This window comes from Nocardioides sp. Z50_6 (assembly GCF_058215755.1).
In genome coordinates, this window is the sequence record NZ_JBZAJB010000002.1 from 237,690 (window position 1) to 255,544 (window position 17,855).

Annotated in this window: 19 protein-coding genes; 8 read left to right on the forward strand and 11 right to left on the reverse strand. The window is 72.5% G+C overall.

The genetic code is table 11. The features are described 5' to 3' along the window. The first annotated feature begins 152 nt into the window (after nt 1–152). The 3 genes from AC4BGE_RS05825 to acs all read left to right on the forward strand — a co-directional run bounded on the left by AC4BGE_RS05825 (nt 153) and on the right by acs (nt 4,272). Nucleotides 153–554, forward strand: a complete 402-nt coding sequence (locus tag AC4BGE_RS05825; RefSeq protein ID WP_490570542.1) for a DUF485 domain-containing protein — start codon at nt 153–155, stop codon at nt 552–554. Then, a complete protein-coding gene (locus tag AC4BGE_RS05830; protein WP_490574651.1) occupies nt 554–2,149 on the forward strand; it encodes a solute symporter family protein in 1,596 nt (531 codons plus the stop codon). Before AC4BGE_RS05825 ends, AC4BGE_RS05830 begins: the two co-directional genes overlap by 1 nt. Nucleotides 2,150–2,307: 158 nt before the next feature. Next, entirely contained in the window at nt 2,308–4,272 is a 1,965-nt protein-coding gene (gene acs, locus AC4BGE_RS05835) for an acetate--CoA ligase (protein WP_490570544.1), read from the forward strand. Nucleotides 4,273–4,353: 81 nt separating this feature from the next. Here acs and nhaA read toward each other — a convergent pair whose 3' ends face one another. Then, a complete protein-coding gene (nhaA, locus tag AC4BGE_RS05840) occupies nt 4,354–5,793 on the reverse strand; it encodes a Na+/H+ antiporter NhaA (protein ID WP_490574652.1) in 1,440 nt (479 codons plus the stop codon). 136 nt (nt 5,794–5,929) lie between these two features. Here nhaA and AC4BGE_RS05845 point away from each other — a divergent pair, with 136 nt between their 5' ends. Further along, entirely contained in the window at nt 5,930–6,331 is a 402-nt protein-coding gene (locus AC4BGE_RS05845; protein WP_490570546.1) for a phage holin family protein, read from the forward strand. 14 nt (nt 6,332–6,345) lie between these two features. Here AC4BGE_RS05845 and AC4BGE_RS05850 read toward each other — a convergent pair whose 3' ends face one another. The 4 genes from AC4BGE_RS05850 to nth are packed head-to-tail and all read right to left on the reverse strand — an operon-like array spanning nt 6,346 to nt 9,494. After that, nucleotides 6,346–7,521, reverse strand: a complete 1,176-nt coding sequence (locus AC4BGE_RS05850) for a MarP family serine protease (protein WP_490570547.1) — start codon at nt 7,519–7,521, stop codon at nt 6,346–6,348. Between the two features lie 4 nt (nt 7,522–7,525). Further along, nucleotides 7,526–8,242 (reverse strand): NUDIX hydrolase, encoded by a 717-nt coding sequence (locus AC4BGE_RS05855; protein WP_490570548.1) that lies wholly within the window; start codon nt 8,240–8,242, stop codon nt 7,526–7,528. Continuing rightward, nucleotides 8,239–8,784, reverse strand: a complete 546-nt coding sequence (locus AC4BGE_RS05860; protein WP_490574653.1) for a TlpA family protein disulfide reductase — start codon at nt 8,782–8,784, stop codon at nt 8,239–8,241. Before AC4BGE_RS05860 ends, AC4BGE_RS05855 begins: the two co-directional genes overlap by 4 nt. Next, nucleotides 8,781–9,494 (reverse strand): endonuclease III, encoded by a 714-nt coding sequence (gene nth / locus AC4BGE_RS05865; RefSeq protein ID WP_490574654.1) that lies wholly within the window; start codon nt 9,492–9,494, stop codon nt 8,781–8,783. Before nth ends, AC4BGE_RS05860 begins: the two co-directional genes overlap by 4 nt. Nucleotides 9,495–9,674: 180 nt before the next feature. Here nth and AC4BGE_RS05870 point away from each other — a divergent pair, with 180 nt between their 5' ends. After that, on the forward strand, nt 9,675–10,352 hold the full coding sequence (locus AC4BGE_RS05870; protein ID WP_490570551.1) for a Crp/Fnr family transcriptional regulator: 678 nt from the start codon (nt 9,675–9,677) through the stop codon (nt 10,350–10,352). Nucleotides 10,353–10,836: 484 nt separating this feature from the next. Here AC4BGE_RS05870 and scpC read toward each other — a convergent pair whose 3' ends face one another. The 6 genes from scpC to sp36 all read right to left on the reverse strand — a co-directional run bounded on the left by scpC (nt 10,837) and on the right by sp36 (nt 15,196). Beyond that, nucleotides 10,837–12,345: a succinyl-CoA:acetate CoA-transferase ScpC gene (gene scpC, locus AC4BGE_RS05875; RefSeq protein WP_490570552.1), complete on the reverse strand. Its 1,509-nt coding sequence runs from the start codon at nt 12,343–12,345 to the stop codon at nt 10,837–10,839. Between the two features lie 42 nt (nt 12,346–12,387). Then, nucleotides 12,388–12,753: a VOC family protein gene (locus AC4BGE_RS05880; RefSeq protein ID WP_490570553.1), complete on the reverse strand. Its 366-nt coding sequence runs from the start codon at nt 12,751–12,753 to the stop codon at nt 12,388–12,390. A gap of 90 nt (nt 12,754–12,843) precedes the next feature. Further along, on the reverse strand, nt 12,844–13,689 hold the full coding sequence (locus AC4BGE_RS05885; RefSeq protein WP_490574655.1) for an MBL fold metallo-hydrolase: 846 nt from the start codon (nt 13,687–13,689) through the stop codon (nt 12,844–12,846). Next, nucleotides 13,686–14,570, reverse strand: coding sequence for an NUDIX hydrolase (locus tag AC4BGE_RS05890; RefSeq protein WP_490570555.1), 885 nt, complete (start codon nt 14,568–14,570; stop codon nt 13,686–13,688). Before AC4BGE_RS05890 ends, AC4BGE_RS05885 begins: the two co-directional genes overlap by 4 nt. 3 nt (nt 14,571–14,573) lie before the next feature. After that, on the reverse strand, nt 14,574–15,029 hold the full coding sequence (locus tag AC4BGE_RS05895) for a RidA family protein (RefSeq protein WP_490570556.1): 456 nt from the start codon (nt 15,027–15,029) through the stop codon (nt 14,574–14,576). After that, a complete protein-coding gene (sp36, locus tag AC4BGE_RS05900; protein WP_490570557.1) occupies nt 15,029–15,196 on the reverse strand; it encodes a Sp36 family protein in 168 nt (55 codons plus the stop codon). The genes AC4BGE_RS05895 and sp36 overlap by 1 nt, the downstream gene beginning before the upstream one ends. A gap of 75 nt (nt 15,197–15,271) precedes the next feature. Here sp36 and AC4BGE_RS05905 point away from each other — a divergent pair, with 75 nt between their 5' ends. From AC4BGE_RS05905 to AC4BGE_RS05915, 3 genes are read left to right on the forward strand one after another with little or no spacing between them, the layout of a single operon-like run. Next, the gene (locus tag AC4BGE_RS05905; protein ID WP_490574656.1) at nt 15,272–16,429 is read left to right on the forward strand and encodes a sensor histidine kinase; all 1,158 of its coding nucleotides are present in this window, start codon (nt 15,272–15,274) and stop codon (nt 16,427–16,429) included. Then, nucleotides 16,426–17,112 carry a response regulator gene (locus tag AC4BGE_RS05910; protein ID WP_490574657.1) on the forward strand — a complete coding sequence of 229 codons (687 nt, stop codon included), beginning with the start codon at nt 16,426–16,428 and terminating at the stop codon, nt 17,110–17,112. The genes AC4BGE_RS05905 and AC4BGE_RS05910 overlap by 4 nt, the downstream gene beginning before the upstream one ends. Continuing rightward, nucleotides 17,109–17,852, forward strand: a complete 744-nt coding sequence (locus AC4BGE_RS05915; protein WP_490574658.1) for a hypothetical protein — start codon at nt 17,109–17,111, stop codon at nt 17,850–17,852. Before AC4BGE_RS05910 ends, AC4BGE_RS05915 begins: the two co-directional genes overlap by 4 nt. The last annotated feature ends 3 nt before the right edge of the window (nt 17,853–17,855 follow it).

Sequence of the window (17,855 nt, forward strand, 5' to 3'; positions counted from 1 at the left end):
TCGCGCGGCACCGACCGTTCGGCGCGCCGTCGTACCCGTTCGGCGACCGCCGACCGTGGACCCCTCGCGCGGCGCGTGCGACCTGCGCCACCGTGACGGGGATCACAGCTCGGCGATCATCCAGCCCGAGCCTCGACCCTCGAGGAGCCCCCGTGAGTCCCCATGACCAGGCCGCGCGCCACGACCCGATCTATGACCATCTGTCCGAGCAACCCGAGTTCGCGCGGCTGCGTCACCTCTACCGCAGGTTCATCATCCCGGCCACCGCGGTCTTCATGGGGTGGTACGCGCTCTACGTGGTGATGTCGATGTTCGCGCCCGGCTTCATGAACCACGTGCTCTTCGGCAACATCAACGTGGCGCTGGTCTTCGGGCTGCTGCAGTTCGTCACGACCTTCGGGATCGCCTACCTCTACAGCCAGTACTCCAACAAGCACCTCGACCCGCTGGCCCGCCAGCTCAACGAGGCGTTCGACGCCGACCGGGCCTCCCGCGGCGTCACCGGCAGCCCGCGCCCCGGCCACGAGAGCGCCGGCCAGGGAGGGGACGTCTGATGGACGGCAACCAGATCCTCACCGCGGGGCTCTTCCTCGCGGTCGTCGCACTCACCGTCGCCATCACCTTCTGGGCGAGCCGGCAGACCTCCGGCGCGGCCGACTACTACGCGGGCGGCCGCGGGTTCTCCGGCTTCCAGAACGGCCTGGCCATCGGCGGCGACTACATGTCGGCGGCCTCGTTCCTCGGCATCTCCGGAGCCATCGCGCTCTACGGCTACGACGGCTTCCTCTACTCCATCGGCTTCCTGGTCGCCTGGCTGGTGGCCCTGCTGCTGGTCGCCGAGGTGCTGCGCAACTCCGGCCGCTACACGATGGCCGACCAGCTCGCCTACCGGATGCGGCAGCGCCCGGTGCGCACCGCCGCCGCGGTCAGCACGGTGGCCGTCTCGATCTTCTACCTGCTCGCCCAGATGGTCGGCGCGGGCGCGCTGGTCGCCCTGCTGCTCGGCGTGGAGGGCGGCTGGGTGAAGAACTTCACCATCTTCGTGGTCGGCGCGCTGATGATCTTCTACGTCACCGTCGGCGGGATGAAGGGCACCACCTGGGTGCAGATCGTCAAGGCCGTCCTGCTGATGACCGGCTCGGCGCTCATCGTCGTCCTGGTGCTGATGAAGTTCAACTTCAACATCTCCGACCTGCTCGGTGCCGCCGCCAGCAACAACGGCGCCGGCCAGGCCTTCCTGGAGCCGGGGTTGCGCTACGGGGCGGACATGACCAGCAAGATCGACTTCATCTCGCTCGGTCTCGCCCTGGTGCTCGGCACCGCCGGCCTGCCGCACATCCTGATCCGCTTCTACACCACCCCCACCTCGCGGGACGCCCGCAAGTCGGTGCTGTGGGCGATCGGGCTGATCGGCACCTTCTACCTCTTCACCCTGGTCCTCGGCTTCGGCGCCGCGGCCCTGATCGACCCCGAGGACTTCGACGCGGCCGGCAACCTGGCCGCACCGCGGCTCGCCGAGGTCGTCGGCGGCGGGGTCGGGACGGTCGGCGGGGCGATCCTGCTCGCCCTGATCGCGGCGGTCGCCTTCGCGACCATCCTCGCCGTGGTGGCCGGCCTCACCCTGACCTCGTCGATGTCGGTGGCTCACGACATCTACAACGCGGTGATCCGCAAGGGCGAGGCCACCGAGGCCGAGGAGCTCAAGGTGTCGCGGATCGCGGCGGGCGTGATCGGGCTGGTGGCGATCCTGCTGGCCATCCCGGCGCAGTCGCTCAACATCGCCTTCCTGGTGGCGCTGGCCTTCGCGGTGGCCGCCTCGGCCAACCTGCCGGCGATCCTCTACAACATGTTCTGGCGGGGCTTCAACACCCGCGGGGCCGTGTGGAGCATCTACGGCGGCCTCATCTCGGCCGTCGGCCTGGTGATCTTCTCGCCGGTCTTCTCGGGCAGCGAGACGGCGCTCTTCCCGAACGCCGACTTCGCCTGGTTCCCGCTGCAGAACCCCGGCATCGTCTCGATCCCGCTGGGCTTCCTGCTCGGCTTCATCGGGTCGATCACCTCGCGTGAGCCGGACGCCGCCGAGCGCTACACCGAGCTGGAGGTCCGGGCGCTGACCGGCGCGGGGGCCGAGCGGGCGGTGGTGCACTGACCGACCACCCCCACGCACCTTCCGCGGACGTCATGGGGAGGGGGGCGCTCCGGCGCACCTCCCCCATGACGTCCCGGGGGGAGCGTAGGTAGATTCCGTCCTCAGCGAGACCCCGATCACACCGAGCCACCCCGCGATCCCCCAGGAGCCCACTCCCCATGGCTGACGAGACCCTGTCGAACCTGCTGCACGAGAACCGTCGCTTCGCGCCGCCCGCCGACCTGGCCGCCCACGCCAACGTGACCGCCGAGGCCTACGAGCGCGCCGCCCAGGACCGTGAGGCGTTCTGGGCCGACGCCGCCGAGCGCCTCGACTGGGGGCAGAAGTGGGACCAGGTGCTCGACTGGAGCAACCCGCCCTTCGCCAAGTGGTTCACCGGGGCGACGATCAACGCCTCGGTCAACTGCGTCGACCGGCACGTCGAGGCCGGCCGCGGCGACAAGGTCGCCCTGCACTGGGTGGGCGAGCCCGCCGACGACAGCCGGGACCTCACCTACGCCCAGCTCCAGGACGAGGTCTGCCGCGCCGCCAACGCGCTGACCGAGCTCGGGGTGCGCAAGGGCGACCGGGTCGCGATCTACATGCCGATGATCCCGGAGACGGTCGTCGCGATGCTCGCCTGCGCCCGGCTCGGCGCCCCGCACACGGTGGTCTTCGGCGGCTTCTCCGCCGACGCCCTGGCCTCCCGGGTCACCGACTGCGACGCGAAGGTGATCATCACCGCCGACGGCGGCTACCGGCGCGGCAAGGCCTCGGCGCTCAAGCCCGCCGTCGACGAGGCGTGCCGCAAGGCCGGCATCGTGGACAAGGTGCTCGTGGTGCGTCGTACCGGTCAGGAGGTGGAGTGGGACGACCAGCGCGACGTCTGGTGGCACGACGTGGTCGACTCCGCCTCGAGCGAGCACGCGGCCGAGCTGCACGACTCCGAGCACCCGCTCTACGTGATGTACACCTCCGGCACCACCGGCAAGCCCAAGGGCATCCTGCACACCACCGGCGGCTACCTCGTCGGCACCTCCTGGACCCACCAGGCGGTCTTCGACCTCAAGCCGGAGACCGACGTCTACTGGTGCACCGCCGACGTCGGCTGGGTCACCGGCCACTCCTACCTGGTCTACGGCCCGCTGGCCAACGGCGCGACGCAGGTGATGTACGAGGGCACGCCCGACTCGCCGCACAAGGGCCGCTGGTGGGAGATCGTGGAGAAGTACGGCGTGACGATCTTCTACACCGCCCCCACCGCCATCCGGACCTTCATGAAGCAGGGCGACGACATCCCGGCGAAGTTCGACCTCTCCTCGATCCGGCTGCTCGGCTCGGTGGGTGAGTCGATCAACCCCGAGGCCTACATGTGGTACCGCAAGCACATCGGTGCCGACACGGCGCCCATCGTGGACACCTGGTGGCAGACCGAGACCGGCCAGATCATGATCTCGCCGCTGCCCGGCGTCACCGCCGGCAAGCCGGGCTCGGCGATGACGCCGCTGCCCGGGATCGTCGCCGACGTGGTCGACGACGAGGCGAAGTCGGTGCCCAACGGGTCGGGCGGCTACCTGGTGATCAAGGAGCCGTGGCCCGCGATGCTGCGCACCATCTGGGGTGACGACCAGCGCTTCAAGGACACCTACTGGTCGCGCTGGCCGGGCCTCTACTTCGCCGGCGACGGCGCGAAGAAGGACGAGGACGGCGACATCTGGCTGCTGGGCCGCGTCGACGACGTGATGAACGTGTCGGGCCACCGCCTCTCCACCACCGAGATCGAGTCTGCCCTGGTCTCCCACCCCAAGGTCGCGGAGGCGGCGGTGGTGGGTGCCGCCGACGAGACGACCGGCCAGGCCGTCTGCGCGTTCGTGATCCTGCGCGACGCCGCGGGCGACGGTGGCGCCGACATCGTCGAGGAGCTGCGTGCCCACGTGGCCCACGAGATCGGCGCGATCGCCAAGCCCCGGCAGATCATGATCGTGCCGGAGCTGCCGAAGACCCGCTCGGGCAAGATCATGCGCCGCCTGCTCAAGGACGTCGCGGAGAACCGCGAGGTCGGCGACGTCACCACGCTCGCCGACTCCACCGTGATGGACCTGATCAAGCAGAAGGAGTCCGGCCCCGCCGCCTCGGAGGAGTAGCCGCCCGCCCGCCACGCCCGCCCCGCCCAGCAGTCGCGCGCTGGGCCGGGCGGGCGTGGCACGTCTGGGCGGGTGGGAGGTTCAGGCGTGGTCGGTGGTCGACTCCGGGGAGACGGCGGGCGCCGGGCCGTCGCCCTCGGGGTCCTGGTCGAGCTCGGTCTCCGCGTCCTGGGGGGAGAACACGAGCAGCAGGGCCACGCCGACCACCGCAGCGATCAGCGAGGCACCCAGGATGCCGACCTTCGCCTCCTCCGTGAGCTGCTCGACGCCGGGGAAGGAGAGCCCGGCGATGAAGAGGCTCACGGTGAACCCGATGCCGGCCACCGCGCCCAGGCCGGTGAGCATCGGCCAGGTGGTGCGGTCGGGCAGCCGGCCCAGGCCGATCCTCACCGCGACGAAGCTGAAGAGCAGGATGCCCACCGGTTTGCCGACCACCAGGCCGGCCACGATCCCCAGGGCCACGCTCGACTCCAGCGCCTCCCCGAGCACGCCACCGCCCAGGTTCACCCCGGCATTGGCGAGGGCGAAGATCGGCAGCACGACGTAGGCGGAGAGCGGGTGGAGCGCGATCTGCAGCCGCTCGACCACCGGGACCGACTCGTTGAGCAGGAAGCGCAACCGCACCAGCTCCTCGGGGTCGAGCTCGTGGTCGGCCAGCGCCTGCTGGGCGTAGTCCCGCGCGACGTCCTCGCGGAGCAGCGCGACGGCCGGGGCGAGCAGGCCGATGGCGACGCCGGCCAGGGTGGCGTGCACCCCCGACTCCAGCATGGCGAACCACAGCAGCACGCCGACGACCGCGTAGGCCCAGGTGGCCCAGACCTTCATGACGCGCATGAGCACCATCACCGCCAGCAGCGCGGCGGCCACCGCGAGCCACCCCAGGGCGAGGTCGGAGGTGTAGAAGATCGCGATCACGATGATCGCCCCGATGTCGTCGACGATGGCCAGGGTCAGCAGGAAGAGCCGGGCGGCCGACGGGATGCGACGTCCCAGGACGCCGAGGACGCCGACCGCGAACGCGATGTCGGTGGCCATCGGGATGCCCCAGCCGGACGAGCCGTCGCCGCCGCCCACGACCGCGGTGTAGATCAGCGCCGGCACCACCATCCCGCCGAGGGCGGCGACGATCGGCAGGGCGGCCGTCTTCGGGTCGCGCAGGTCGCCGTTGACCATCTCGTACTTGATCTCCAGGCCGACGACGAAGAAGAAGATCACCATCAGCGCGTCGTTGACCCAGTGCTGGAGGCTCTCGGAGAGCTCGACGATCCCCAGATCCAGGGTGATCGGGGTGTGCCAGAAGGTGTCGTAGGACGACGCGGCCGGCGAGTTGGCCCAGACCAGCGCCGCCAGGGTTGCCACCAGCAGCAGGATCGAGCCGGACGCCTCGATCCGCAGGAACTCCCGCAGGGGGCGGGCCACCAGCCGGGCCAGCGGGCGGTCGCTGTAGCTGTAGAGCGGACCGGAGCGCCAGACTCGGTCATCGACCCCGTGAGGTCGGTCGTCTGGGGTGGGGCTGGTCATCTGGGGCCTCTCAGGGGTCGACGGCTTGGCTGACCACCGCGAAGCGCGGCGGGCCGACCAGACTTCCCGGCACTCCGGGTCCCAGCCTAGCAACGGCCGTGTGTCCTGCTTCACCCGAGTTGTGTAGGGTCGCGTCATGGCAACCGAACCGGTCAGGGACACCGATCCGACCATCGGCCGACTGATCAGCGACGCGAGCCGGGACATCTCCACGCTCATCAACAAGGAGATCCAGCTCGCCAAGTCGGAGCTGAAGGTCAGCGTCAAGGCCGGTGGCACCGGTCTCGGGCTGTTCGCCGGCGCGGCCTTCGTCGGGCTGCTGGCGCTCATCCTCTTCTCGTGGACCCTGGTCTACTTCATCCACTGGGGCGGCAGCGGCCTCGCCCTGCACTGGGCCTTCCTGATCGTGACCGTGCTCTACGTGCTGGTCGCAGCCCTCCTCGGGCTGGTCGGCTACCGCAAGGTCCGCAAGGTCCGGGCACCGGAGCGGGCCATCCACCAGGCCCAGGCCACCAAGGACATCCTCAAGCGCGGCTGATCTTGGGCGGGCTCTCAGCCCGCGCAGTCGCCGGTCTCGACAGGCTCGTCGCCGCGCACGCCCAGGGTGGCGCTCTCCGCGACCTGGGCCGAGGTGAGGGCGTAGCCGGTCTCGGTGTCGGAGACCGAGGCGGCGAAGACCACCCCGACGACCTTGCCGTCGGAGTCGACGACCGGGCCCCCCGAGTTGCCGGGACGCACCAGGGCTCGCAGCGACAGGACCTGCCGGATCACCGCGCCGTCGCCGTAGATGTCGGGCGAGCGGAGGCGCTGCTCGGCGCGCACCCGCCCGGTCTGCACGTCGTACGGGCCGTCCTGCGGGTAGCCCAGCACGGCCACCGGCGCCTTGGCAGCGATCTCGGTGGAGAAGCCCACCGTGGGCAGCCCGGCGGCGGCGAAGGCCAGCACCGCCACGTCGAGGTCGGGGTCGTAGTGGACGACCGTGGCCGGCACCGGCCCGTCGGCGAGCACCACCTCGGGCTCCTCGACGCCGGCGACCACGTGGGCGTTGGTCATCAGCCGCCCGGGGGCGTAGTGGAAGCCCGTGCCCTCGATGCCGCGACCGCAGTCGTTGCTGCCGTAGATCTTGAGCACCGCCCCGGCGGCGGCGATCACGTCCGGGTCCTCCAGCATCCGCGCGTCGCCGGCCGGCACGTCGACGATCCGCTCGGGCGCGAAGGGCTCGAGGTAGCGGGGGAAGAAGGTGGTGCCGACCACGTTGTTGAACGCCTGGAGCACCCGGTCGGCACGGTCGGGCAGGACCTCGTCGACCTCGGCCAGCACCGTGGAGCCGCGCACCAGGGGGGTGACGCCGCCGATCCGTGAACCGGAGATGGCGACCCCCAGCGCCCAGGCCACCAGCAGCACGGCGGACGCGCTCAGCGCCGCCCCGCCGACCGCGTCCAGCGCCCGCACCGGCTGCCAGGTGAGGACGTCGCGGATCCGGGCGCCGACGTACTGCATGAGGGCCTGCCCGAGGGAGGCGCTGACGATCACGATGAAGAGCGCGCCCAGCGAGACCCACAGCGAGGGCGCGGCGTCGCCCAGCGCCAGCGGCGCCAGCCAGACCCCGATCAGCCCGCCGACCAGGAGCCCGGCGGTGGCGCTCGCGCCGGTGATGAAGCCCTGCCAGTAGCCGGAGAGGGCGTAGGTGGCGGCGACGACCACGAGCACCCAGTCCAGGACGTTCACGCGACTACTCCCGAAGGTTGGTGTTGGGCGCGAGGTCGGCCCGCGTCTGCACACCTTGCAGCATGTGGGGCGGAAGATCGCGCATCTGGGACCTGTCCCACTCCGTGCCCCAGCCGAGGAACTCGAAGAGCCGCGAGATGATCCCGGCGGTGAACCCCCACAGGATGAGCTCCTTGTCGTCGCCGATGAGGAAGCCGGGGCCGACCCATCCCGAGGGGTGCCGGACGCTGATCCGGTGGGCGGGGTCGAGCAGCTCGGAGATCCGCTCGTGGTGGATGGCGTGCACCTCGTCGGGGCTCACCACGCTCACCTCGCCCCGGTCGCGCCAGTAGCCCAGCACCGGGGTGACGGCGAAGTTGGCCGGGGGCAGCCACAGCTCGGGGAGCTCCCCGAAGACCTCCACCTCGGCCGGGGCGAGCCCGATCTCCTCCCAGGCCTCGCGCAGCGCCGCCTCGACCACGCTCTCGCCGGGGTCGATGTGCCCGCCGGGGAAGGAGACCTGGCCGGGCTGGCTGCGCATGTGGTGGGCGCGCTCGGTGAGCAGCACCTCCGGCTCGCCGTCGGCCGACTCGGCGAAGACCATCAGCACCGCACCGCGCCGCGGGTCGCCGCCGGGCGGCACGACGAAGCGGGTGAGGTGGTCGGCGGTCACCTCGTGGCAGCGCTCGACGACGGGGCGCAGCCACTCGGGGAAGCGGCCGGGGTCGGGGGTCTCGGTCACGCCACCCCCAGGTGGGTCTCGACGAGCCCCTCGAGGTGCTCGAGATCCCTGATCTCGACGAACTGCTGCGCCACGACCTGCCCCTCGGCGTCGACGAAGGCGAGGAAGGGGAGCCCGCGCAGGTGCGGGAAGGGCGCCGCGCGGTCGAGGTCGCCGTCGGGGTCGGTGTAGAGCGGGTAGGTCACCCCGGTCTCCTCGACGAGGTCACGCGCCTTCTGCGACTGCGGGTCCTGGAAGTCGATCCCGACGACGGAAACGCTGTCGGCGTGCTTGCGCGCGAACTCCTCGAGGATCGGCATCTCGTCCCGGCAGGGGCCGCACCACGAGGCCCAGAGGTTGACCACGGCGGGCCCCTCCAGGGTCGACAGGTCGAGGGGCTCGCCGCCGTCGAAGGACGCCAGCTCGACGGCGGGCAGAGGGGCGGGCAGGCTGCTCGCAGCCTGGCCGCTGCCCGCCTCGGCGTCGCCCGCGCCGTCGTCGCTGCAGCCCGCGAGCAGCCCGAGGGCGAGCAGGAGGCCTGCCACGGCCCGCGCGCGGCTCACGCCGGACCCTGCGTCTTGACCAGGGCGGCCGCCACGATCGGGTCGGTCGGACCCTCGCCGTACGACGGACAGAGCTTGGCCACCGGGCAGGCGCCGCAGGCCGGCTTCTTGGCGTGGCAGCGCCGGCGACCGTGCCAGATCACCCGGTGGGAGAGCATCGTCCAGTCCTTCTTGGGGAAGAGCGCCGCGACGGCGTGCTCGACCTTGACCGGGTCGGTCTCCGTGGTCCACCCGAAGCGGCGCGCGAGCCGGCCGAAGTGGGTGTCGACGGTGATCCCGGGGACGCCGAAGGCGTTGCCGAGCACCACGAAGGCGGTCTTGCGGCCGACCCCGGGCAGGGTGACCAGGTCGTCGAGGCGGCCCGGCACCTCGCCGTCGTACCGCTCGACGATCGCCGCGCTCAGCTTGAGCAGCGCCTCGGTCTTGGCCCGGAAGAAGCCCAGTGGCCCGACGATCCGCTCCAGGTCCTCCCGCGGGGCGGCGGCCATCGCCTTGGGGTCGGGGTAGGCCGCGAAGAGGGTGGGGCGCACCGCGTTGACGCGACGGTCGGTGGTCTGGGCGCTCAGCACCGTGACCACCAGCAGCTGGAAGGCGTCGTCGAAGTCGAGCTCGCAGTGGGCGTCGGGATAGGTCTCGGCGAGCACCCGGTCGATCTTGCGGGCACGGCGGACCAGGGCGGTGTCGGGGCGGACGGGTGGGGCGGCGGGCACGCGCCCAGCGTACGGGGGGCCGCCGACAGCACCGACCCCGGCGACGCGCCGCGGAGGCCTGACCAGGACCCCGGATGACCCACTTATCCCCTTGTGACCCCCACCACGGCTAGGATCGAAGGAGACACCTGTCCGGTGCACGATCAGCGGACGGGCCGCTAACCATCCGGAGGACTTCTCGTGGACAACGACGTGCTGCGCCAGGCACCGCTCTTCAGCAGTCTGGACGACGAGGCGGCGAGCGCCCTGCGCAACTCGATGGCCGAGACCCGACTGCGCCGCGGCGAGGTCCTCTTCCACGAGGGCGACTCCGGCGACCGGCTCTACATCGTCGTCGAGGGCAAGGTGAAGCTGGGCCGCTCGTCCGCCGACGGCCGGGAGAACCTGCTGGCTGTGATGGGTCCCGGCCAGATGTTCGGCGAGCTCTCGCTCTTCGATCCCGGCCCGCGCTCGGCCACCGTCACCGCGGTCACCGACGCCGCCTTCGCCTCCCTCTCCCACGACGACCTGCTCAAGTGGCTCGACGGCCGGCCGATGGTCGCCCGCAGCCTCCTCTCCCAGCTGGCCGGCCGGCTGCGCAAGTCCAACGACGTGGTCTCCGACCTGGTCTTCTCCGACGTCCCCGGCCGGGTGGCCAAGGCGCTGCTCGACCTCGCCGACCGCTTCGGCCGGACCGCCGACGACGGCGTCCACGTGCACCACGACCTCACCCAGGAGGAGCTGGCCCAGCTCGTCGGCGCCTCCCGCGAGACGGTCAACAAGGCGCTGGCCGACTTCGCCTCCCGCGGCTGGGTCCGCCTGGAGCCCCGCTCCGTGGTGATCATGGACATCGAGCGCCTGGGCCGCCGCGCCCGCTGACGCCCCGTACCGCCGTACCGCCGTACCGCCGTACCGCCGTACCGCCGTCGGACGTCCGTCGCGCTGCGCTGCGCCGCCGCTGTCGCGCGCCGTCCCGGCGGACGTCATCATCAACGGTCGCCCCCGCCACCACCCCCGATGACGTCCCGCACCGCTGCCCGGCGTCCCCCCGGACGTCATCACCAGCGGTCGCCCCCGCCACCACCCCCGATGACGTCCCGCGGGGTGGGGGAGAGATTCGGCGTGGGTGCCCCCCCCAGCCGGGGTCCCTCCGCGTCAGGATGGGTGAAGGGGGTGGCGACGAGCAGGAGTTCCACGAGTTCGCGGCCGCGCGGTCGCGGAGCGGCCGCTGGCCAAGGACCTCGGCCTCTACGAGGAGGGGGCAGAGGTCTTCCCGCTCGGGTGGGTCGACGACCCCTCGCGGTGACACTCGTGATGCCGGCCGGCGCCTCGGCCTACCTGCTCCGCCGCCGCGCCCGCTGACTCACATGCTCCCGGTGTCCAGGTAGCGCTGGTGCCAGCTCAGCGCCTCGTCGAGCAGGTGCGGGGTGTGCCGGGCGGTGGGCCGCGCGGCGATCGCCCGGTCCATGTAGTCGCTCAGCCGGTCGCGGTACGTCGGGTGGGCACAGTTGGCGATCACCCTCCGTGCCCGGTCGTGCGGCGAGAGGCCACGGAGGTCGGCGAGCCCCTGCTCGGTGACAATCACGTGCACGTCGTGCTCGGTGTGGTCGACGTGGCTGGCCATCGGCACGACCGCGGAGATCGCCCCGCCCTTGGCGGTCGAGGGCGAGACGAAGAAGTTGAGGTAGGCGTTGCGGGCGAAGTCGCCGCTGCCGCCGATCCCGTTCATCACCGCCGAGCCCATCACGTGGGTGGAGTTGACGTGGCCGTAGATGTCGGCCTCGATCATCCCGTTCATCGCGATCACCCCGAGCCGGCGGACCAGCTCGGGATGGTTGGAGATCTCCTCGCTGCGCAGCAGGATCCGGCCCTTGTAGCGGTCGATCCCGTCCATGAACCGCTTGACCCCGGCGTTGGAGAGGCCGAACGACGTGGCGGAGGCGAAGCGCAGGGTGCCGTCGTCGAGCAGGTCGAGCATGCCGTCCTGGATCACCTCGGTGTAGGCGACCAGGTCGGTGAACTCGCTGCCCCCGAGACCGGCGAGCACCGCGTTGGCGACGTTGCCCACGCCGGACTGGATCGGCAGCAGCTCCGGCGGCATCCGGCCGGCCGACACCTCGTGCCGCAGGAAGTCGAGCACGTGCCCGGCGATCGCCTCGGAGACGGCGTCCGGCGCGGTGAAGTCGCTGTTGCGGTCCGGTGCCCGGGTCTCGACCACGGCGACCACCTTGGCGGGGTCGACGCGCAGGTACGGCTCGCCGATCCGGTCGGTGGGGTCGTCGAGCGGGATCGGCAGCCGGTGCGGGGGCAGCGCCGTCTTGTAGTAGACGTCGTGGAACCCCTCGAACTCCCGGGGCTGCCAGTGGTTGACCTCGAGGATCACCTTGTCGGCGCGGTCCAGCCAGGTCTTGTTGTTGCCGATCGAGCTGCCCGGCACCAGCATCCCGTCGGGCAGTACCGCGGTCACCTCGACGACCGCGACGTGCAGGTGGCCGTAGAAGCCGAACCACATGTGCGGCGCCGAGTGGCTCAGGTGGGCGTCGACGTAGTCGACCTCGCCGGCGTTGATCAGCGCCCGCAGCGTCGGGTCGGAGTTGTAGGGGAGCCGCTGGGAGATGCCGCGGGCCTCGGCCAGCACGCCGTCGGCGTCCGGCGCGGTGGAGGCACCGGTCCACAGCCCGATCTGGAACTCCTCGCCCCGGGCGTGGGCCGCCTCCATCCGCTCGGCGAGTGCCGCCGGCACCGCCTTGGGGTAGCCCGCCCCGGTGAACCCGCTCATCCCCACGTTGTCGCCGGGCCTGATGTGGGAGACCGCCTCCTCCGCGGTCACGACGCGGGAGAGGAGGAGGGGGTCGGTGATCCGGGTGTTCACCCTTTCATCATCGCAAACCCACGAGGGCCGTTCGCGCCGCCCTCACTCCGCCCAGACGCCCAGCTGGTTGCCGCACGGGTCACGGAAGTGGAAGCGCCGCCCGCCCGGGAAGGCGTACGGGCCCTCGACCAGCTCGCCGCCGGCACGTCGGACCGCCTCCAGGCTCGCCTCGAGGTCGGTGGAGAAGAGGATGAGCAGCGGCCCGCCCGTCACGACCTCCGGCTCGAGGCGGAAGCCGCCGATCTCGTCCTCGCCGGTGCCCTTGATCCCGACGTACCTCGGCCCGGGACCGTAGTCGTTGAACTCCCAGCCGAACGCCTCGGCGTAGAACCGCTTGGCCACCGTGAAGTCGGTGACCGGGAGCTCGACGTAGTCGAGTCGGTGGTGCTGCTCGTCGTTCTCCCCCATCGCGCCAGTATGGCGCGGGCCGCCGAAGGGAGTCACCCCCCGATCTGCTCGACCGCCCGACCCGGGCGAGCCCACGGCCGCTCCTTCGGCTCAGCTGCCGGCACGCCCGACCAGGTGGGCGAGCTGGGCGCGCACAGAGAGCTCGGCCGCCCCCCACAGCACCGGGTCGACGTCGGCGTAGACCCGCTCCACGACCGCGCGCGGCGAGACGGTCGCCCCGCTGCCGGGCGCGAGGTCGAGCTCGGTCAGGGCCGCGGCGAGGGTCGGCTGCTGGGCGAGGTCGAGCAGCGCCTGCTCGACCTGGGCGAGGCGCTGGCGCCGGTGGGCGATGTAGAAGTCCAGGGCACCGAGCGCGTCCTCGATCACCGGGCCGTGCCCGGGCCAGATCGCCTGCGCCTCGCGGGCGTCCGCCAGGGCGTGCAGCCGGTCCAGGGAGTCCAGGTAGGCGCCCAGCTCGCCGTCGGGGTGGGCCACGACGGTGGTGCCCCGGCCGAGGACGGTGTCGCCGGTCAGGATCGCCCGGTCGCCCGGCACCAGGAAGGAGAGGGAGTCGGAGGTGTGCCCGGGGGTGGCCACCACGTGCACCTCCAGGCCGTCGACCTCGACCACGTCGCCGTCGGCGAGCCCCTCCGAGCCGAGCCGGTGGGCGGGGTCCAGGGCGCGTACGCCGCAGCCCATCCGCTGGGCGAACTCCTTGGCCGCCTCGCTGTGGTCGAGATGGTGGTGGGTCAGCAGCACCACCCCCACCTGCTCGGCGTACGCCGCCACCTGGTCGAGGTGGCTGAGGATCGACGGCCCGGGGTCGACCACCACCGAGCGCGCGGCGCCGGGCTCGCGCAGCACCCAGGTGTTGGTGCCGTCCAGCGTCATCGCGTTGGCGTTGGGCGCCAGCACGCAGCGCGCGCGCTCGCCGAAGCTGCCGCCGTCCCAGCTCATCGCGAGGAGCCCGCCCCGCCGCGGGCGCGGCGCTGGTGGTCGGCGAGCAGCTCGACGTAGTCGGGGTGGGTGGTCAGCGTCCACTCCTCCCCCTCCTGGTGGAGGGCGGGGGTGAACATCTCGACCCGGCGGCCTCGGCAGGCCTCCAGCACGGCGGCCGGGTCGGCGTGCCGGGAGAGCGCCAGGCAGGTCAGCCAGGTCGGCGGCAGCATGCCGATCTCGCCGGCCTCGACGCGGCGTACCGCCTCCGAGGCGGCGACCCAGCGCACGGAGGAGGCCTCGGTGCCGACGTGCCGGGTGACCTGCCCGTCGGGCATCACCGCCACGAAGAACCAGGTCCGGTAGCGGCGCGGCTCGAACTCCGGGGTCAGCCAGCCCGACCAGGCCCCGAGCAGGTCGCTGCGCAGCACCAGGCCGCGGCGCACCAGGAAGTCGCTGAAGAGCAGCTCGCGGGACTCCAGCGCGACCCGGTCGGCCTCCCAGTCGTCGCCGGTGGTGTCGGCGACGACCGTGTCGGGAGACGGGCCGGCGAGCAGCACCCCGGACTCCTCGAAGGTCTCGCGGACCGCCGCGCAGACCAGCGCGCGGGCCTTCTCCTCGCCGACCGAGAGCCGCTCCGCCCACTCGGCGGGAGACGGTCCGGCCCAGCCGACCGCCGGGTCGTCGTCGCGCGGGTCGACGCCCCCGCCGGGGAAGACGCACATGCCGCCGGCGAAGGCCATCGTCGTCTGGCGGCGCAGGAGGTAGACGTCGGGCTCGTCGTCGCCCGGGCGCATCAGCACCACGGTGGCGGCGTCGCGGGGCTCGGCCGGCGTCGCCTCACCGTCGCGGTACCGCAGCGCCTGGACGACCAGCTGCTCGGGCAGCGCGATGTGCTGCACCGCTCAGACCTCCACCATGATCTCGATCTCGACTGGCGCGTCCAGGGGCAGCACCGGTACGCCGACGGCGGAGCGGGCGTGCACGCCGGCGTCGCCGAAGACCCGGCCGAGCAGCTCCGAGGCGCCGTTGGCCACCTGTGGCTGTCCGGTGAAGTCGGGGGTGGAGGCGACGAACGCGACCACCTTGACCACCCGCTGGACCATCGCGAGGTCGCCGATCTCGGCCTTGACGGCGGCGATCGCGTTGAGCACGCACTGCCGGGCGCACTCGACGGCCTGCTCGGGGCTCACCTCGGCGCCGACCTTGCCGGTGGCGATCAGCTCGCCGTCGCGAACGGGCAGCTGGCCCGAGGTCAGCACCAGCGAGCCGGTGCGGACGGCGGGGACGTAGGCCGCGACCGGCTTCGCCACCTCCGGCACCGCGAGGCCCAGCTCCGCGAGCCGCTCCTCGGGGTGCATCAGCCCGCGCCCCCGCCGAGGGGGCGCTTGAAGAAGCCGACATAGTTGTCCGGCGTCTGCCCCGGCATCAGCTGGACCAGCTCCCAGCCGTCCTGGCCGAAGTTGTCCAGGATCTGCTTGGCGGCGTGGTTGAGGATCGGTGCCGTGAAGTACTCCCACTTGGTCATGGGTGGACCTTACCTGCGCACAGATCCTCCTCCGGTCTGACGTGTGAGGCCCTGTCTCCGGCTACCTTGACCGGCATGAGCCAGCCCACCTCCCGCGCGCCCTGGCAGCTGGGGGCACGGGGGCGGCGCTACTTCGACCGTCTGCTGGTGGCCGGGCTCCTCCTGCCCGTGCTGGTGATCGCCGTCTCCGGAGCGGACCCGTGGTGGACGATCCTGGGGTTCGCCCAGGTCGTGCCGCTGTGGTGGCGGCGCGGCCACCCGCTCGCGGCCTTCGCCGCCGTGGCCGTGGCGTCGGCCTGCCAGGTGCTGGTGATCGACTCCCCCATCTGGAGCCAGCTGGCCTTCCCCGTGGCGCTCTACTCGGTGGCGCGCTTCGGGACGGCGGCGGCAGCCTGGACGGCGCTGGGCGTCAGCGTCGCCGCGGCCGCGGTCGCGACCGTCGACTGGAGCTCCTCGCTGGACCTGACCTGGTCCACCCTGCTGCCCAACTTCCTCAGCATCAGCGCGATCGTCGTCACCTCGTGGGCGCTCGGCACCGTGGGCCGCACCCGCGAGGCGCACGTGGCCACCCTGCTCGAGCGGGCCGAGCAGGCCGAGCGGATCGCGGAGCGGGAGGTGCAGCTGGCCGCCCAGGACGAGCGCTCCCGGATCGCCCGGGAGATGCACGACGTGGTCGCCCACGGTCTCTCCGTGATCGTGGTGCAGGCCGACGGTGCCAGGTATGCCGCGGAGAAGGACCCCGAGGTGGCGGTGCGCACCCTGGAGACGATCGGCGGCACCGGCCGCGAGGCGCTGACCGAGATGCGCCGGCTCCTCGGCCTGCTGCGCTCGGGGGACTCCGGCGTCCGGCCGCAGCCGGGCCTGGGCGACCTGCCGCACCTGGTCGAGGAGGCGCGCGAGGCCGGGATGGCGCTGGAGGCGCGGCTGCCGGACCCCGCGCCGGCCGCCGCGGTGCCCGAGGGCGTCGGGCTGGCCGCGTACCGGATCGTCCAGGAGGCCCTGACCAACGTCCGCAAGCACGCCGGCCCCTCGGCCAAGGTGCGGGTCTGCGTGGAGGTCGGCCGCGAGGTGCTGGTGGAGGTGTGCGACGACGGACGCGGCGCCGCGGCACCCCAGGGCGGCGGCCACGGCCTGGTCGGGATGCGGGAGCGGGCCGCCGTGCACGGGGGGTCGGTGCAGGCGGGCCCGGCTCCTGGTGGCGGGTTCGAGGTGCGTGCGAGGATCCCCCGGTGAGCCCTGAGCACGACGTCGCCGGCGGCCCGATCCGGGTCTTCCTGGTCGACGACCAGCAGATGGTCCGCGCCGGCTTCCGGATGCTGGTGGAGAGCCAGGACGACATGGTCGTGGTCGGCGACGCCGGTGACGGCGGCGAGGCGCTCCAACGGCTCGCGGTGACCGCCACCGACGTGGTCCTGATGGACGTGCGGATGCCGCGGATGGACGGCGTGGAGGCGACCCGGCGACTGGCCGCCACTCCGGGCGGCCCACGGATCATCGTGCTGACCACCTTCGACCTCGACGAGTACGCCTTCGCCGCCATCCGGGCCGGCGCCTCGGCGTTCCTGCTCAAGGACGCCACCCCGCCCGACCTGCTCGGGGCGATCCGGGCGGTGCACGCCGGTGATGCGGTGGTCGCGCCGAGCACCACCCGGCGACTCCTCGACCACTTCGCCGCCCTGCCCGAGCCGGGCGCCGCGGCACCGGCCGACGACCGGCTCACCGCGCTCACCGAGCGCGAGCGCGAGGTGCTCGGGCTGGTGGCGCGCGGCCGGACCAACCCCGAGATCGCCCAGGACCTCGTAGTCGCCGAGACCACGGTCAAGACGCACGTGGGCCGGATCCTGGCGAAGACCGGGTCGAGGGACCGGGTGCAGCTGGTGGTGCTCGCCTACGAGACCGGCCTGGTCACGCCGTGACCGGCACGGTCGGGACGACGACCGCCCCCTCGCAGGCGGCGGCGTCGGACCGGCGCGGGGCCACCACGGGCCGGTGGGCGGCTCGGCTGCTCCTGGCCTCATGGGTGCTGCTGGTGGTCTGGCTCAGCCTGGTCGGGGTGCGACCCGCAACCTTGGAGGGCCTGGAGTCGGACCTCCGCTCGGGGAAGGTCGAGCGGGTGGAGGTCGTGGGCGGTCTCCAGCCGGGGTCGACGGGGTACGCCGGCGTCCAGCTCGTGTGGCGCGCGGGCTGGACCGTGCGGGAGGCCTCGGCGATCGAGGCCACCCCGGGCCGCCAGGCCCAGCAGGCCCGCCAGGGTCAGCGGCAGCAGGACGGACCACGGGTCCCCGTCGTCGAGCCCGGCCTGGCCGACCGGATGGCCGCCCTCGACCCGGACGTGCAGGTCGTCGAGGTGGGCCACCGCACCGCTCACGCGCTTCTCTTCGGCTGGCGCACGCCGATGTGGTCGCTCTTCGTGCTCCTGGTCCTCTGGCTCGGCACGTTCGCGGCGGTGCGGCTGCAGGCCAGCCCTCAGCGGGCCACCCGCGCGGCCTGGACCTGGCTGGTGCTGCTGGGCGGTCCGGTCGGCTCGGTGGCCTACCTGGTGCTCGGGGGCGCCGCGGCCGTCCTGCCGGCACCCCGGAGCCCCCGGCGGCTCACCGGGGGCTGGGCGTTCCTGCTCGCGCTGCTGATCATGCGCGTGAGCAACCCGGAGGTGTGAGCC

What these genes read in the sequence shown, in the direction of transcription:
- AC4BGE_RS05830 (WP_490574651.1), top strand. Translation starts at nt 554, where the DNA reads ATGGACGGCAACCAGATCCTCACCGCGGGGCTCTTCCTCGCGGTCGTC.
- acs (WP_490570544.1), top strand. Translation starts at nt 2,308, where the DNA reads ATGGCTGACGAGACCCTGTCGAACCTGCTGCACGAGAACCGTCGCTTC.
- nhaA (WP_490574652.1), bottom strand. Translation starts at nt 5,793, where the DNA reads ATGACCAGCCCCACCCCAGACGACCGACCTCACGGGGTCGATGACCGA.
- AC4BGE_RS05845 (WP_490570546.1), top strand. Translation starts at nt 5,930, where the DNA reads ATGGCAACCGAACCGGTCAGGGACACCGATCCGACCATCGGCCGACTG.
- AC4BGE_RS05880 (WP_490570553.1), bottom strand. Translation starts at nt 12,753, where the DNA reads ATGGGGGAGAACGACGAGCAGCACCACCGACTCGACTACGTCGAGCTC.
- AC4BGE_RS05885 (WP_490574655.1), bottom strand. Translation starts at nt 13,689, where the DNA reads ATGAGCTGGGACGGCGGCAGCTTCGGCGAGCGCGCGCGCTGCGTGCTG.
- AC4BGE_RS05895 (WP_490570556.1), bottom strand. Translation starts at nt 15,029, where the DNA reads ATGCACCCCGAGGAGCGGCTCGCGGAGCTGGGCCTCGCGGTGCCGGAG.
- sp36 (WP_490570557.1), bottom strand. Translation starts at nt 15,196, where the DNA reads ATGACCAAGTGGGAGTACTTCACGGCACCGATCCTCAACCACGCCGCC.
- AC4BGE_RS05905 (WP_490574656.1), top strand. Translation starts at nt 15,272, where the DNA reads ATGAGCCAGCCCACCTCCCGCGCGCCCTGGCAGCTGGGGGCACGGGGG.